Below are 15,513 nucleotides of genomic sequence, written 5' to 3'. Positions count from 1 at the left end.
GCGGCCGCTTCAGCGGCCGCACGAGCCTCGTGTGCGGCACGTTCTTCGGCGGCGCGGCGCTCGGCAGCCAGGTGCTCGGCATGCAGCCGCTCGGCATGCAGGCGTTCGGCTTCGCGGCGCGCGGCTTCGGCCTGCGCTGCGGCGCGGCGTTCGGCTTCGACGCGGGCGGCCTCGGCAGCGCGTTCGGCTTCGAAGCGCGCTGCTTCAATGCGCGCGGCTTCGGCACGCTCGGCATGCAGGCGTTCGGCCGCCAGGCGTTCCGATTCCAGCCGGGCCGCTTCAAGGCGCTCGGCCTCGATGCGTGCCGCTTCCAGCCGTTGCGCTTCGACGCGTTCCGCCGCCAGCCGTTCTGCCTCGAGCCGTTGAACCTCGAGCCGTTGAGCTTCGACGCGCTCGGCCTCGACCCGTTCGGCTTCCAGCCGCAGCGCTTCGATGCGCTCGGCTTCGCGCTGCTGCGCGGCCAGCCGTTCGGCTTCAAGGCGCTCTGCTTCCAGCCGTTGCGCTTCGGCGCGCTCCGCTTCGGCGCGCTCTGCTTCGGCCCGCGCCGCTTCGGCGGCCAGGCGTTCGTTCTCGAGGCGGATCGCTTCCAGGCGCTCGGCGTCGACGCGCGCGCGCTCGGCGCGGGCGGCTTCGGCGCGTTCGGCTTCGAGGCGCGCCGCCTGCTGGCGCTCGGCCTCGGCTTCGGCCTGGTTCTCGGCAATGCCGCTGTCGATCTGGATGCTCGGCGACAGTGGACTGGGCGTGTCGCTGGCGTCGCGTTTGCGCGGCCAGCCGGGACGGCCTGCCAGCAGCCAGACCATCAGGACGCCCGCCAGGGCCCACAGCAAGTACTCGTTCATCGGCGTGAAACCTCAAATCGCGACCCGCAGCGCGGCGGCTGCAGGCGCTGGTGAACCTGTTCCGGCGAGCATAGCGTCGGCGCCCGCGCGGCAATGCGACGAAATAGCGCAGATCGCCGGCTCAATCCGTGGCGGAGTTCCCGTCAGCCGCCGCCCTCGCCGCCGGCGGGCTCCCGCAGCGTCAGCCGCATGCGCCGCGCGGCGATCAACCCGTCGTAGTAACCGGGCAGCAGCTGCAGGTCGTCGAAGCCGAGCCCGAGATAGAAGCGATAGGCCGCGGGATTGTCGGCGCGCAGCTCCAGCTGCACCGCCGCGATGCCGGCGACGCGCGCCGACGCCAGCAGCCATTCGACGAGCCGGCGGCCGATGCCGCGCCGCTGCTGCTGCGGCCGCACCGCCAGCAGCACCAGATGCGCGCGCTCGTCGCCGAACTGCATCACCGTGAAGCCCTGCACGCCGGCGTGATCGTGCGCCACCAGCGCGATGGTCTCGTCGTCACCCATCAGCCGCAGCATGTGCACCGTGTGATAACGCCAGGGCAGGCCGGCCTCGATCAGGTCGCGCGACATCGCCGCCATCTGGCGGGCATCGGCGGCGCGGGCAGGTCGCAGGGTGACGGCACTGGAGACCACGCGCTGATTCTGCATCGGCGCAGCGGTTTTTCGAGCGCCACGCGCCGCTCGGCTTGTGGAGATGCGCCGCAGCGGACACGATCGGTAGCCGACGCCGGACGGCCGAGCGGGTACAACCCGGCGACTGCCGCTGCCCGGAGCCCCATGCAATGTGCGCCGATGCCGTTCGCCCGAGCATTGCCGATCGCGGCGCGCGCCGTTCGCTGCTGCTGTTGCTGAGCCTGTGGGTCGCGGCCTGCGGTGGCGGCGGCGGTTCTGCGGGCAACCCGCCCGCGCCGCCGCCGGTTCCGACACCGTCGCCACCGCCATCACCTTCACCCGCGCCGCCCCCCGCACCGGGCGCCGCGCCGGTGATCACCGCGCCCGCCGCGCTGGCCGATGGCCTGAGCGGCAGCCTGAGCCTCGCGGCCGATGCGCCCGGCGCCGCGGCGGTCGAGTTCCAGATCGATGGGCTGGCCCTGCCGGAAGACACCAGCGCGCCGTTTGCCGCCGTCGTCGACACACAGTTGCATGCCGCCGGTCAGCACGTGCTGCGCGCGCGCTCGCGCCTGGCCGACGGCAGCCGCTCGGCCTGGGCCAGCGTGACGGTGCGTTTCGGCGGCAGCCGCGCGCTGCCGGCCGGGTTCACGAAGACCGAAGGCTGGGTCAGTGGCCTGCAGTCGGCGACCGCGCTGGCACAGGCGCCGGACGGCCGCTGGTTCGTCGCCCAGCAGGGCGGTGTGGTGCGCATCGTCAAGCAAGGCCAGCTGCTGGCCACGCCCTTCGCCGTGCTGCCGACCGCGGCGGTCGGCGAGCGCGGCTTGATCGGCATTGCGCTGCATCCGGATTTCGCGGCCAACGGCTGGGTCTACGTGCACTACACCTCGGCGCAGGGCGGCGCGCACAACCGCATCAGCCGGCTGGTCGCGGCGGGTGACGTGGCGAGCGGGCCGGAGCAGGTGCTGGTGAACCTGCCGGCCTTGTCGCAGGCGACCAACCACAACGGCGGCGCGCTGCATTTCGGCAGCGACGGCAAGCTCTACGCCGGCGTCGGCGACAACGCCGACAGCGCGAAGGCGCAGGATCGCAACCACCCCTTCGGCAAGCTGCTGCGCTTCAACGACGACGGCAGCATCCCGAGCGACAACCCGTTCTGCGGCACGCCGGGGCAGCTCGGCTGCGCGGTCTGGGCGATGGGCCTGCGCAACCCGTTCACCTTCGCGATGCAGCCTGGCAGCGGTCGCCTGCACATCAACGACGTCGGCGCCAACGCCTGGGAAGAGATCAACCTTGGTGCGGCCGGCGCGAACTACGGCTGGCCGGGCTCCGAGGGGCCGAACGGCGTCGCTGCCGGCCACACCGCGCCGGTCTTCGCCTACCGCCACGGCGAAGGCAACCCGCCCGGTGCCGGCCCCGGCGGCTTCTTCAGCGGCATCGCGATCGTCGGCGCGGCCTTCTATCCGGCCGGCGGCGCCTTTCCGGCCGCGTACCACGGGAGTTACTTCTTCGCCGACCTCGGCACGGGCGTCATCGCGCGGCTCGACCCCGCCGAGCCGGCGCTGGCCAGCAGTTTCGCCAGCGTCGACATCTCTCCCCGCGACCTGCGCGTGGGGGCCGACGGTGCGCTCTACGTGCTCGGCGCAACCACCATCACGCGCATCACGACGCCCTGAACCGGGAGAGGCAGCCGATGAACAAGACCGCGCTCGGATTCGCCGTCGCCGCACTGCTGGCGCTGCCCGCCACCCCAGCGCTGGCCGCGCGCGACGCCGCCTTGCTGGCCGCGGCCGAGGCCGCGCAGCCGGCGCTGATCGAGTCGCTGAAGGACATGGTGGCGATCGAATCGGGCAGCCAGGACGCCGCCGGCGTCGCCCGCATGGCCGACTACGCCGAGCAGCGGCTGAAGGCGCTCGGCGCGGCGGTCGAGCGCGTGCCGCCCTCGAACGGCAAGGGCGCGATCGTCAAGGCGACGCTCACCGGCACCGGCAAGCGCCGCTTCCTGCTGATCAGCCACATGGACACCGTGTACCCGGCCGGCACGCTGGCGCAGCAGCCCTGGCGCATCGACGGCAACAAGATCTACGGCCCCGGCATCGCCGACGACAAGGGCGGCGTCGCGGTGATCCTGCACACGCTGGCGCTGCTGAAGCAGGCCGCCTGGCGCGACTACGCGCAATTGACGGTGCTGCTGAACGCCGACGAGGAGATCGGCTCGCCCGGCTCCGGCGAGCTGCTGGCGACGCTGGGCGAGCAGCACGATGTCGTGCTGAGCTTCGAGCCGCCCGCGGCGAAGGCGGTGGCCCGGGCCGAAGGTGTGCTGCTGTCGGCCGCCGGCACGGCGACCGCGGTGCTGGAGGTCAAGGGCCGCGCGTCGCACGCCGGCGCCGCGCCGGACATCGGCCGCAACGCGCTGATCGAGCTCGCGCACCAGATCCTGCAGACGCAGGACATCGCGAAGAACATCCCCGGCGCGCAGCTGAACTGGACCTGGTCCCACGCGGGCGCGATCCGCAACCAGATTCCCGAAAGCGCCAGCGCCACCGCCGACGTCCGCCTGATGCAGGCCGACAGCGCGGCGAAGCTCGAAGCGGCGCTGAAGGCCAGGATCGCCGAAAGCAAACGCGTGCCGGACACCGAAGTGAGCGTGCGCCTCGTAATCGGGCGGCCACCGTACGTGGCCAGCGAACGCGGCCGGGCACTGGCACTGAAGGCGCAGGCGATCTACGCCGAGCTCGACGGCCGCACGCTGGCGTTGGTGCCGACGACCGGCGGCGCCACCGACGCCGGCTACGCCGGGCGCTCGGGCAAGCCGGCGGTGCTGGAGAGCCTGGGCCTGGCCGGCTGGGGCTACCACGCACGCGACGAGTACATCGAGATCGACTCGATCGTGCCGCGGCTGTACCTGGCGTCGCGGCTGCTGATTGAGCTCGGGCGGGAGTAAGTCCTCAAGCGGCGGCGGCAAAAGCCGATAAAAATGACACCTGCAAGTCCGGCGTTTCAGCGCCGGCCTCGTGTCGTCATTCAATCAAGCCCCCTACCGCCCCGATGAATCCGGAACTCCTCAAAGCCAGCTACGACGCCGGCGGTGTCGCGCTGTCGGTGCTGGTGGCAGCCTTCGCCTCCTACGTCGCGCTGGACCTGGCGCGCCGCGTGCGCAGCAGCGACCGCGCTTCGGCGCGCGCCTGGACGGTCGGCGGCGCACTGGTGATGGGCTCGGGCATCTGGTCGATGCACTTCGTCGGCATGCTGGCGCTCACCTTGCCGATCGAGATCGGCTACCAGCCGTTCACCACTTTCCTGTCGTGGGCCGCCGCGGTGGCGGTGTCGGCGATCGCGTTGCTGATCGCCGCGCGCGACCGGCTGGCACCGGCGACGCTGGCCGGCGGCGGCCTGGCGATGGGCGCCGGCATCTGCGTGATGCACTACACCGGCATGGCGGCGATCGAGCTGGCGCCGGGCATCGTCTGGGACTGGCGGCTGGTCGCGGCGTCGGCGGCCATCGCCTGCGCGGCGTCGACCGCGGCGCTGATCATCTTCTTCCTGATGCGGCGCCTGGCCGGCCTGCGCGCGCGGCTGGCGCAGCTGGGCGCCGCGGTGGTGATGGGCGCGGCGATCAGCGGCATGCACTACACCGCGATGGCCGCCGCCGACTTTCCCGTCGGCGCGCTGTGCCTGAGCGTGGAGGGCCTCGGCGGCCGCAGCCTGGGCACGCTGATCGTGCTGGCCACCGTTGTGCTGCTGTCGATCACGCTGTTCACCTCGGTGCTCGACGCCCGCATGCAGGCGCGCGCGCAGAGCCTGACGCGCTCGCTGCAGACGGCCAACGAGCAGCTGCAGGGCGCGAACGCGCAATTGCAGCGCATGGCGTTCGTCGACCCGTTGACCGGCGTTGCCAACCGCGCGCTGTTCGAGAACCGGCTCGCGCATGCGCTGGCGCGCGTCGACCGGCTCGGCACGCAGCCCGGCCATCCGCCGCCGCCGTCTCGGCTGGCCATCCTGTTCATCGATCTGGACGGCTTCAAGCCGGTCAACGACAGCTACGGCCACGACACCGGCGACCACGTGCTGCGCCAGGTGGCCGAGCGGCTGAAGATGGTCTCGCGCGATGTCGACACGGTCGCCCGCGTCGGCGGCGACGAGTTCGTGCTGCTGCTGGAGGACATCGGCGGCCTGCACGATGCGGTGTCCGCCGCCGGCCGCATCCTGCAGGCGATGGGGCGGCCCTTCGAGCTGGCCGAGCGCAAGCTGTCGCTGTCGTGCTCGATCGGCATCGCCGCCTACCCCGAGCACGGCCAGCGCGACAAGCTGATGGCCGCCGCCGATGCGGCGATGTACGCCGCCAAGCGCTCGGGCAGCGGCGGCTATGCGGTGTTCGAATCGCACATGAACGATGGCGTCGGCGAGCAGATCGAGCTGCAGCAGGCGCTGCGCGAGGCGCTGCAGGCCGGCCAGCTGAAGCTGCACTACCAGCCCAAGGTCGACAGCCGCAGCGGCTGCGTCTGCGGCATCGAGGCGCTGCTGCGCTGGACGCATCCGACGCGCGGGCCGATCAGCCCGGCGGTGTTCATCCCGATCGCCGAGCGCTTCGGCCTGATCATCGCGATCGGCAACTGGGTCATCGACGAGGCCTGCCGACAGATGGCGCTGTGGTCCGAGCTCGGCCTGCGCATGCGCGTATCGATCAATGTCTCGGCCTACCAGCTGCGCCAGCCGGACATGGTGGACCGGGTGCAGCAGGCGCTCTACCGCCATGGGGTCGATGCCGACCAGCTGGTCTGCGAGATCACCGAGTCGGTGGCGATGGAAGACACGATGGCGACGCAGCGCGTCATCGAGCAGCTCGGCGACTTGGGCGTCAAGCTGTCGATCGACGACTTCGGCACCGGCTATTCGAGCCTGTCGTCGCTGCGCCAGATCGGCGCGCAGGAGCTGAAGATCGACCGCAGCTTCGTCAAGGACGTGGCGACGAATGCCGATGCGCGCGCGGTCGTCGATGCGGTGGTGCGGCTCGGCCATGCGCTGGGCCTGCGCGTCGTTGCCGAAGGTGTCGAGAACCGGCTGCAGCGCGAGACGCTGCTCGAGCTCGGCTGCGACGAGTTCCAGGGCTTCTATCTGGCGCGTCCGATGGCGCCCGACGCGCTGCTGCAGGCCGACCTGCGCATGTCCGAGGGCAGCGAGGCGCTGCAGTTCTCGCCGTCGACGATGATGCCGCTGCGCGCGGGCTGAAGAGAGTTCAGTCCCAGGCAGCGCGCAGGCGTTCGCCGATGTCGATGCGTGGAGCCGCAGGCGCGAGCACCGGGGCTGTCGGTTCGGCGCCAACCGGTCCACACCGGTCGAACAGGTCGGCGACCGCCGGCGGGATGAAGCGCGTCAGCCCGGCATACAAATGGCGGTCGCCGCGCCGGGCCTGCTGCGTGACGTAGAAGCGCTGCGGCACGACCAGCGCGAGCTGGTATTTCGCGCGCGTCATCGCGACATACAGCAGCCGGCGCTCCTCCTCGATCTGCGCCGCATCGCCGGTGGCCATGTCGGCGGGGATGCAGCCGTCGACGACGTTGAGCACCGTCACGGCGCTCCACTCCTGGCCCTTCGCCGAGTGGATCGTCGACAGGATCAGGTAGTCCTCGTCGAGGTGCGGCGGGCCGGCTTCGTCGCTGGTCGCCTGCGGCGGATCGAGCGTCAGCTCGGTCAGGAAGCGCTCGCGGCGCGGGTGGCCGGCTGCCAAACGCTGCAGTTGGTCGAGGTCGGCGCGGCGCAGCCCGGCGTCGTCGGGGTGCAGGCGTTCGAGCTGCGGCTGGTACCAGCGCTGCACCGCGTCGAGCTCGGCCGGCCACGGGCTGTCCTCCCGGCGCAGCGATCCGATCAGCGTGACCAGCGCCGGCCAGTCGTCACGCGCCGCGGCCGGCGGCTCGAAGCCCTGCAGCGCGCGCAACGGGTCGACCGCCGCATCCATCGCATCGAGCAGCCGCCGCGCGGCCGCCGGGCCGATGCCCGGCACCAGCTGCGCGACGCGAAAGCCCGCCAGCCGGCTCTTCGGGTTCTCGGCCCAGCGCAGCACCGCGAGCACGTCCTTGATGTGCGCCGCTTCGAGGAATTTGAGCCCGCCGAACTTGACGAACGGAATGCGCCGCCGCGTCAGCTCCAGCTCCAGCGGCGCGCTGTGGTGGCTGGTGCGGAACAGCACCGCTTGCGCCGTCAGCGCGATGCCGGCCTCGCGCTGCTCGAGCACCCGGTCGGCGACCCACGCCGCCTGCGCGGCCTCGTCCTCGACCGTCACCAGCAGCGGCCGCGCGTGGCCGGCGCGGTCGGTCCACAGCGTCTTGGCGTGGCGCTCGGCGGCCAGCGCGATCACGGCGTTGGATGCGTCGAGGATCGCCGCCGTCGAGCGGTAGTTGCGCTCCAGCGCGATGACCCGCGTCGCGGCGCCGAACTGGCGCGGGAAATCGAGGATGTTGCGCACCTCGGCGGCACGGAAGCCGTAGATCGCCTGCGCGTCGTCGCCGACCACGGTGAGGCCGCGGCCGTCGGGCTTCAGGCCCTGCAGGATCGCCGCCTGCAGCCGGTTGGTGTCCTGGTACTCGTCGACCAGCACATGGTCGAAGCGCGCGCCGAGCGTGCGCGCGAGCACGGGCTCCTGCATCAGCTGCTGCCAGGCGAGCAGCAGGTCGTCGTAGTCGAGCGTGTGCTGCTGCTGCTTGGCGGCGACGTAGCCGCGGAACAGGCGCTTCAGCTCGGGGCCCCAAGCGGCACACCACGGGAAATGCTCGCTCAGCACCTCGGCCAGCGGCGCCTGCGCATTGACGCAGCGCGAGTAGATGCCCAGGCAGGTGCTTTTCAGCGGAAAGCGCTCGCGCGCCGCGGCGAAGCCGAGCTCCTGGCGCACCAGGCCGATCAGGTCTTCGCTGTCGGCTCGGTCGGCGATGGTGAAGTGCTCTGACAGCCCGATCTGCGTCGCGTGTTCGCGCAGCAGCCGCGCGCCCAGGCTGTGGAAGGTGCCGGCCCAGGGCAGTGCCGGGGCGGCGTGGGTGGCCCTCAGCCTAAGCGCCTGGTGCAACAGGCGGCCGGTGCGGCGCTGCATCTCGATGGCCGCGCGGCGCGAGAAGGTCAGCAGCATCAGCCGCTGCGGATCGGCGCCTTTGAGGACCAGCTGCGCGACGCGCGCCGCCAGGGTCAGCGTCTTGCCGGAGCCGGCGCCGGCGATCACCAGCAGCGGTTCATCGCCGTGCTCGACGGCGGCGCGCTGCTGCGGATTCAGTGTTTCGAAAGGATCGGCCGCCGGCGTTGGCACTGGAAACTCACCGGCGCCGGCGGCGCGATCAGGGAACGTTGAAGCGGAGCGTCGCGCGGGTCAGGTGTCCGACGATGCGGTCGTCGGCGCCACGGCGGGCGTGCTCGACTGTGCCGACACGGCCTTGCACGACGGATCGCACACCGTCTGCGAGCGGCCGAGCAGCTTGCGCATCTTCAGCATCGCGCGCGGGCGGTGCACGCCACACAGAAAGCACGACATCGTCGAGCCGCCGAATGCGCCCGCTGGCGCGAAGGGCGAACCCGGGGCCTTGCTCTTGTAGCGCAGACCATCCGGCTCGATCCGGGTCTTGACCTCATCTTTGGCCATCGGCAAATCCTCCTGGAGAGCGCTTAAGCGTAGCGAAGCCACGCGAACCCGCAAGGATACTGTATGAAAGATCAGCGGCGCCATGCGGTAAGCCCGAGGCCCCGCGCCGCCAACGGGATTGTCCTGCGCACTCGTGTCAACATCCGTGGTTCCCCGGATAGCCACGCACACCATGATCCATGACTCGAGGCGCTTGCTCATCCTGCTGGCAGCGCTGTTCGCGGCGCCCGTTGCCGTCGCCCAGGGGGCCGCCGCGGCGACACCGTCGCCCAATGCCACCTCGGCGCCGGGCCGGCCCGCGCTGACGGTGCAGGCGATCACGCCGCAGCGCAGCGACTGGCCGCTGAAGCTCGCTGCCGCCGGCACGGTCGGCGCCTGGCAGGAAGCGGTGATCAGCGTCGAGGCGGCCGCCGGCTTTCGGCTGGTCGAGGTGCTGGTGCAGGTCGGCGAGCGCGTCAAGCGCGGGCAACTGCTCGCCCGGCTGTCGACCGACTGGCTGACGGCCGAGGTCGCCGCGACACGCGCCAGCGTGAAGGAAGCCGAGGCGCTTCTGGCCGAAGCGACCGCCAACGCCGACCGCGCCCGTGCCTTGCAGCCCACCGGCGTGCTGAGCCTGCAGCAGACGACGCAGATCCTGACCGCCGAGCAGACCGCGAAGGCGCGGCTCGAAGCGCTGCGGGCCCGCGTCAAGGCCGACGAGGTGCGCCTGGCGCAGACGCGCATCGTCGCCCCCGACGACGGCGTGATCTCGGCGCGGCTGGCGACCGAGGGCGCGATGGCGCAGCCCGGGCAGGAACTGTTCCGGCTGATCCGGCGCGAGCGGCTCGAGTGGCGCGCCGAGGTGCCGGCCGGCGACCTGGCGCGTCTGAAGCCCGGCGTGCCGGCGCTGGTCACGACGCCCAGCGGCCAGAGCTTGAAGGGCAGCGTGCGCATGGTCGCGCCGACGGTCGATCCGTTGACGCGCAACGGCCTGGTCTACGTCGACCTGGCGCCGGGCAGCGATGCCCGGCCCGGCATGTTCGTGCGCGGCGAGTTCGCCTTCGGCTCGGCGCCGGGGCTGACGCTGCCGCAGACCGCCGTGCTGCTGCGCGACGGCTTCAGCTACGTGCACCGGCTGGGGCCCGACAACCGCGTCGCACTGACCAAGGTGGCGGTCGGCCGGCGTGTCGGCGACCGCATCGAGATCACCAACGGAATAACACCCGAAGCGCGCGTCGTCTCGTCGGGCGGTGCTTTCCTCGCTGACGGGGATCTGGTGAAGGTCGTGCAATGAACGACGCCGAACACGCGCACGCCGAGCGCGTCAGCGGCGGCATCAACGTCTCCGCCTGGTCGATCCGCAACCCGATACCCTCGGTGCTGCTGTTCCTGCTGCTGACCGTCGCCGGCCTGATCGCCTTCAAGGCGATGAAGGTGCAGAACTTCCCCGACATCGACCTGCCGATGGTGATCGTCACCGCGGCGCTGCCGGGCGCGGCGCCGGGGCAGCTCGAGACCGAGGTCGCGCGCAAGATCGAGAACTCGGTCGCCTCGGTGCAGGGCGTCAAGCACCTGTACACGATGGTCGGCGACGGCGTCGTCTCGATCACCGTCGAGTTCCGGCTCGAGAAGCCGGTGCAGGAAGCGCTCGACGACGTGCGCTCGGCGGTCTCGCGCGTGCGCTCGGACATGCCCGCCGACCTGCGCGATCCGGTGATCGCCAAGGCCGACCTGGCCGGCATGCCGATCCTGACCTACACCGTCGCCTCGAAGAAGATGGACGACGAGGCGCTGTCCTGGTTCGTCGACAACGAAGTGACCAAGACGCTGCTCGCGGTGCGCGGCGTCGGCGCGGTGGCGCGGGTCGGCGGCGTCAGCCGCGAGGTGCGCATCGAGCTCGACCCGGCGCGCCTGCTGGCGCTGAACGTCACCGCCGGCGACATCTCGCGCCAGCTGCGCCAGATGCAGCAGGACGCCTCGGGCGGGCGCGCCGACATCGGCGGCGTCGAACAATCGGTGCGCACGCTGGCAACGGTGCAGTCGGCCGAGGAGCTGGCGCGCATGGAAATTCCGCTGTCCGACGGCCGCCGCATTCGCCTCGACCAGGTGGCGACGGTCGCCGACACGGTGGCCGAGCGCCGGCAGGCCGCGCTGCTCGACGGCAAGCCGGTGGTCGGCTTCGAGATCTCGCGCTCGCGCGGGGCCGGCGAGATCGAGGTCGCCGACGGCGTGAAGCCGGCGCTCGAGGCGCTGAAGGCGCGCCATCCGGACATCACGATCACCGAGGCCTTCAACTTCGTCGACCCGGCGCAGGAGAACTTCGACGGCTCGATGATCCTGTTGTACGAGGGCGCAGCGCTGGCCGTGCTGGTGGTGTGGCTGTTCCTGCGCAACTGGCGCGCGACGCTGGTCGCCGCGGCGGCGCTGCCGTTGTCGGCGATCCCGACCTTCGCGGCGATGTACCTGCTCGGCTTCACGCTCAACGGCGTGACGCTGATCTCGCTGTCGCTGGTGGTCGGTATCCTGGTCGACGACGCGATCGTCGAGATCGAGAACATCATGCGCCACCTGGCGCAGGGCAAGACGCCTTACCAGGCGGCGATGGAGGCGGCCGACGAAATCGGCATGGCGGTGATCGCCACCACCTTCACGCTGATCGCGGTGTTCCTGCCGACGGCCTTCATGACCGGCATCGTCGGCCGCTTCTTCGTGCAGTTCGGCTGGACCGCGGCGATCGCGGTGTTCGTCTCGCTGGTCGTCGCCCGGATGTTGACGCCGATGATGGCCGCCTACCTGCTGAAGCCGCCGACGAAGCCCGACCGCCTGCCGCGCTGGCTGCAGATCTACGAACGCTGGGCCGCGTGGTGCGTGCGCCACCGCTGGTGGACGATGCTCGGCACGGCGGTGTTCTTCTTCGGCTCGTTCGCGCTGGTGCCGCTGCTGCCGACCGGGTTCATCCCGCCGGACGACCTGTCGCAGACGCAGGTCACGCTCACGTTGCCGCCGGGCTCGACGATCCAGCAGACCGGCGCCAGCGCCGAAGCGGCGCTGCAGATCCTGCGCAAGAACCCGCAGGTCAAGCAGGTCTACACGGCGATCGGCGGCGGCAACTCGGGCGCCGACCCGTTCGCCGCGCCCGGCCAGGCCGATGTGCGCAAGGCCACGCTGACGCTGAACCTGACGCCGCGCAAGGATCGCCCGGGGCTGTCGAAGCAGCAGATCGAGGCCCAGCTGCGCGAGGCGCTGACGGTGCTGCCGGGCGTGCGCGTGAAGGTGGCCTTCGGCGGCTCGGCCGAGAAGTACGTGCTGGTGCTGGCCAGCGACGATGGCCGCGCGCTCGCCGAGCATGCCGCGAAGGTGGAGCGCGATCTGCGCACGATTCCCGGCGTCGGCAGCATCACGTCGACCTCCAGCCTGCAGCGGCCCGAGCTGATCGTGCGGCCCGACTTCGCGCGCATGGCCGACCTGGGCGTCACCTCGGCGGGCCTGGCCGACGCGCTGCGCATCGCCACCGCCGGCGACTACGACCAGGGTCTTGCGAAGCTGAACCTGGCGCAGCGCCAGGTGCCGGTGGTCGTGCGGCTGCCGGCGCAGGCGCGCCAGGACCTCGAGCTGCTGGCGCGGCTGCCGGTGCCGGGCGCGAAGGGGCCGGTGATGCTCGGCAACGTCGCGACGCTGGCGATCGACGCCGGACCCGCTCAGATCGAACGTTATGACCGGCAGCGCAACGTCAACTTCGAGATCGAGCTGAACGGCCAGGGGCTCGGCGAAGTCGAGGCCAAGGCGCTGGCGCTGCCGAGCCTGCAGCAGCTGCCGCCGGGCATCAGCCGCGCCTCGGTCGGCGATGCCGAGGCGATGGGCGACCTGTTCGCGGGCTTCAGCATGGCGATGGGCGCCGGCGTGCTGTGCATCTACATCGTGCTGGTGCTGCTGTTCAAGGACTTCGTGCAGCCGATCACCATCCTCGCCGCGCTGGTGCTGTCGGTGCCGGGCGCGTTCCTGGCGCTGTTCATCACCCACAGCCCGCTGTCGATGCCCTCGATGATCGGGCTGATCATGCTGATGGGCATCGCCACGAAGAACTCGATCCTGCTCGTCGACTACGTCGTGATCGCGCGCCGCGACCATGGCCTGAACCGCTGGGACGCACTGCTCGATGCATGCCGCAAGCGCGCGCGCCCGATCGTCATGACGACGATCGCGATGGGCGCCGGCATGATGCCGATCGCGCTCGGCTGGGGCGTCGATCCGAGCTTCCGCTCGCCGATGGCCATCGTCGTGATCGGCGGGCTGATCACGTCGACCTTCCTGAGCCTGCTGGTGATCCCGGTCGTCTTCACGTTCGTCGACGACGTGCATGGCTGGTTCATGGCGCGCATCCGGCGCTCGCGTGGCGCCCAGCCCGCCGCGGCGGCGGCGGCCGGCTGATCAGTCCGCGCTCGGCGGCGCGGCGTCGCTTCCGATCCAGCGCAGGCCCAGCAGCCGCCCGACCTGCTGCAACAGCAGGTCGAAGACCACCGGCTTGGCGAGGAAGGCATCGGCGCCGGCCTGCAGGCTGGCCTGCTGGTCGGCCGCCGAGGCGCTGGCCGACAGCGAGATCACCGGCGTGCGCTCGAAGCCGGGCATGCGGCGCAGCCGGCGCGTCGCGCTCAGGCCATCGAGCACCGGCATCGTGTTGTCCATCAGCACCAGGTCGGGCCGCAGCTCGGCGGCGCATTCCAGTCCGGCCTGGCCGTCGGCGGCCTCGAAGACCTCGAAGCCGAGCCGGCCCAGCAGCTGCACGATCAGCGCGCGGTTGTCGGCGATGTCGTCGATCACCAGCACGCGGCGGCGCCGGCCGCCGTAGCCGCTGACGTGCTGCCGGCCGACCGGCAGCGACGCGGCCGCCTCCAGCAGCGGCAGCGTGATGTCGAGCGTGAAGGTGCTGCCGTCGCCCGGGGTGCTGCGCACGCTGACCTCGCCGCCCATCGCGCGCGCCAGCTCGCGGCTGATCGCCAGCCCGAGGCCGCTGCCGCCGGCGCGCTGCAGTGCGTCGCCGGCCTGCTCGAACGGGCGGAAGATGCCTTCGAGCTGCTCGGGCGCGATGCCGGGGCCGGAGTCGGACACCTCGATCGACAGGCGCACGCGGTCGGCGCCGACCGGCGTGCTGCGCGCGCGCAGCACGACCGCGCCCTGGGCCGTGAACTTCACCGCGTTGCCCAGCAGATTCAGCAGCACCTGGCGCAGCCGGTGCTCGTCGCCTTCGACGCGCCGCGGCAGGCCGGCCGCAGCCTCGATGCCGATCTGCAGCCCCTTGCCGCGCGCGCGCACGCCGACGATGTCGAGCACCGTCTGCAGGAACTGCGGCAGCTCGATCGGCTGCGCCTGCAGCTCGAGCTTGCCGGCCTCGACGCGCGACAGGTCGAGCACGTCGTTGATCAGCGCCAGCAGGTGCTCGCCGCTCTGGCGGATCGCATCGAGCGCCTCGCCCTGGCGGTCGCTCAGCGCAGCGTCGAGCTGCAGCAGCTGCGCGAAGCCGAGCACCGCGTTCAGCGGCGTGCGCAACTCGTGGCTCATGTTGGCGAGGAAGCGGCTCTTCGCGCGGTTCGCGCCCTCGGCATGCTCCTTCGCCGCACGCATCGCCTGCTCGGCTTCGAGCGCCGCGCTGCGGTCCTCCATGATCCAGATCGTGCCGGCCGGCGGATCGTCCGGATCCTGCAGGTAGCCGATCTGGCTGACCCAGAAGGTCGAGCCGTCCTTGCGGCGCATGTAGTGCTCGGTCTGGAAGGGCTTGCCGGCGGCCAGCAGCGGGCCGGCGATGCGGCCGACCTCGGCATAGTGCTCGTCGCTGAGGAAGGTGACGCGCGCCGGCAGCCCGATCGCCTCGTCGCCCTCGAAGCCGAACATCTCCGCAAAGCGCGCGTTGTAGCGCACGATCAGGCGGTCGCGGGTGAAACCGATGCCCACCGGCGCATTGCGCATGATGGCCTCGACCTCGCGCTGCACCTTGCGCAGCCCGCTGATGTCCTCGGCGATCCACACCGAGCCGTCCTCCGGGTGCTGCGGGTCGATCGCCCGGCCGTAGACGTTGCACCACAGCGGCGTGCCGTCGGCGCGGCGCAGCAGCCAGTCGTGGTGGAAGGACAGGCCGGCGCTCATCAGCGGCTCGGCCTGCGCGCGGATGCGGTTGTTGCTCTCCTCGTCGGGATGCAGCTGCGTGGCGTGCAGGCCGGTCAAGGCCTGCGCCGACGCGTAGCCGAAGATCTCGGCGGCGCGACTGTTGCAGCGCTCGATGCGCTGACGGCGCAGGAACAGGATGCCGACGGCGGCGTTGTCGACGATCGCCGTCAGCTCCTTCAGCGTGCGCTCGGCGTCGGTTGCCGGGCGCTGCGGGTCATCAGCCAACATCGCTCCTGCGCCCCGGACTGCAAGACGGGGCTTGGCAGCTTAACGCGCGGGCCCTCGTCGCGAGCCTAGGGGCTCGCCC

Annotated in this window: 10 protein-coding genes; 6 read left to right on the top strand and 4 right to left on the bottom strand. The window is 71.5% G+C overall.

Features of this window, described 5'->3' with window-relative positions; translation table 11 throughout:
• The first annotated feature begins 29 nt into the window (after positions 1–29).
• The gene (locus HLB44_RS03220) at positions 30–893 is read left to right on the top strand and encodes a hypothetical protein (RefSeq protein ID WP_173120524.1); all 864 of its coding nucleotides are present in this window, start codon (positions 30–32) and stop codon (positions 891–893) included.
• Positions 894–982: 89 nt separating this feature from the next.
• On the opposite strand, the gene HLB44_RS03215 is transcribed toward HLB44_RS03220, so the two are convergent.
• The gene (locus HLB44_RS03215; RefSeq protein WP_173120522.1) at positions 983–1,486 is read right to left on the bottom strand and encodes a GNAT family N-acetyltransferase; all 504 of its coding nucleotides are present in this window, start codon (positions 1,484–1,486) and stop codon (positions 983–985) included.
• A 134-nt stretch (positions 1,487–1,620) separates the two neighbouring features.
• On the opposite strand from HLB44_RS03215, the gene HLB44_RS03210 reads away from it, so the two are divergent.
• The 3 genes from HLB44_RS03210 (at position 1,621) to HLB44_RS03200 (ending at position 6,676) form a co-directional block, all read left to right on the top strand.
• The gene (locus HLB44_RS03210) at positions 1,621–3,123 is read left to right on the top strand and encodes a PQQ-dependent sugar dehydrogenase (RefSeq protein ID WP_173120519.1); all 1,503 of its coding nucleotides are present in this window, start codon (positions 1,621–1,623) and stop codon (positions 3,121–3,123) included.
• A 17-nt stretch (positions 3,124–3,140) separates the two neighbouring features.
• Positions 3,141–4,391, top strand: a complete 1,251-nt coding sequence (locus tag HLB44_RS03205; protein WP_173120517.1) for a glutamate carboxypeptidase — start codon at positions 3,141–3,143, stop codon at positions 4,389–4,391.
• Between the two features lie 104 nt (positions 4,392–4,495).
• On the top strand, positions 4,496–6,676 hold the full coding sequence (locus HLB44_RS03200; RefSeq protein WP_173120515.1) for a putative bifunctional diguanylate cyclase/phosphodiesterase: 2,181 nt from the start codon (positions 4,496–4,498) through the stop codon (positions 6,674–6,676).
• 7 nt (positions 6,677–6,683) lie between these two features.
• Here the strand turns inward: HLB44_RS03200 and HLB44_RS03195 are convergent, their stop codons facing one another.
• Both HLB44_RS03195 and HLB44_RS03190 read right to left on the bottom strand, forming a co-directional pair.
• Positions 6,684–8,738, bottom strand: coding sequence for a UvrD-helicase domain-containing protein (locus tag HLB44_RS03195; RefSeq protein ID WP_173120513.1), 2,055 nt, complete (start codon positions 8,736–8,738; stop codon positions 6,684–6,686).
• Positions 8,739–8,798: 60 nt separating this feature from the next.
• Positions 8,799–9,152, bottom strand: coding sequence for a hypothetical protein (locus HLB44_RS03190; RefSeq protein WP_425500760.1), 354 nt, complete (start codon positions 9,150–9,152; stop codon positions 8,799–8,801).
• 88 nt (positions 9,153–9,240) lie between these two features.
• Here HLB44_RS03190 and HLB44_RS03185 point away from each other — a divergent pair, with 88 nt between their 5' ends.
• Together HLB44_RS03185 and HLB44_RS03180 are read left to right on the top strand one after the other, a co-directional pair.
• Positions 9,241–10,341: an efflux RND transporter periplasmic adaptor subunit gene (locus HLB44_RS03185; protein WP_173120511.1), complete on the top strand. Its 1,101-nt coding sequence runs from the start codon at positions 9,241–9,243 to the stop codon at positions 10,339–10,341.
• Positions 10,338–13,475 (top strand): efflux RND transporter permease subunit, encoded by a 3,138-nt coding sequence (locus tag HLB44_RS03180; protein ID WP_217283507.1) that lies wholly within the window; start codon positions 10,338–10,340, stop codon positions 13,473–13,475. Before HLB44_RS03185 ends, HLB44_RS03180 begins: the two co-directional genes overlap by 4 nt.
• On the opposite strand, the gene HLB44_RS03175 is transcribed toward HLB44_RS03180, so the two are convergent.
• Positions 13,476–15,431: a PAS domain-containing hybrid sensor histidine kinase/response regulator gene (locus HLB44_RS03175; protein WP_173120509.1), complete on the bottom strand. Its 1,956-nt coding sequence runs from the start codon at positions 15,429–15,431 to the stop codon at positions 13,476–13,478.
• Positions 15,432–15,513 lie beyond the last annotated feature (82 nt).

The organism is Pseudaquabacterium terrae, from assembly GCF_013266755.1.
Classification (GTDB): Bacteria; Pseudomonadota; Gammaproteobacteria; order Burkholderiales; family Burkholderiaceae_C; genus Pseudaquabacterium; species Pseudaquabacterium terrae.
Note: the sequence above shows the minus strand (reverse complement) of the source record. Positions and strands in the feature narration are given on the sequence as shown.

Coding starts and splice junctions, on each gene's coding strand:
- HLB44_RS03205 (WP_173120517.1), top strand. CDS start 3,141: ATGAACAAGACCGCGCTCGGATTCGCCGTCGCCGCACTGCTGGCGCTG.
- HLB44_RS03190 (WP_425500760.1), bottom strand. CDS start 9,152: ATGGCGCCGCTGATCTTTCATACAGTATCCTTGCGGGTTCGCGTGGCT.
- HLB44_RS03180 (WP_217283507.1), top strand. CDS start 10,338: ATGAACGACGCCGAACACGCGCACGCCGAGCGCGTCAGCGGCGGCATC.
- HLB44_RS03210 (WP_173120519.1), top strand. CDS start 1,621: ATGTGCGCCGATGCCGTTCGCCCGAGCATTGCCGATCGCGGCGCGCGC.
- HLB44_RS03185 (WP_173120511.1), top strand. CDS start 9,241: ATGATCCATGACTCGAGGCGCTTGCTCATCCTGCTGGCAGCGCTGTTC.
- HLB44_RS03215 (WP_173120522.1), bottom strand. CDS start 1,486: ATGCAGAATCAGCGCGTGGTCTCCAGTGCCGTCACCCTGCGACCTGCC.
- HLB44_RS03200 (WP_173120515.1), top strand. CDS start 4,496: ATGAATCCGGAACTCCTCAAAGCCAGCTACGACGCCGGCGGTGTCGCG.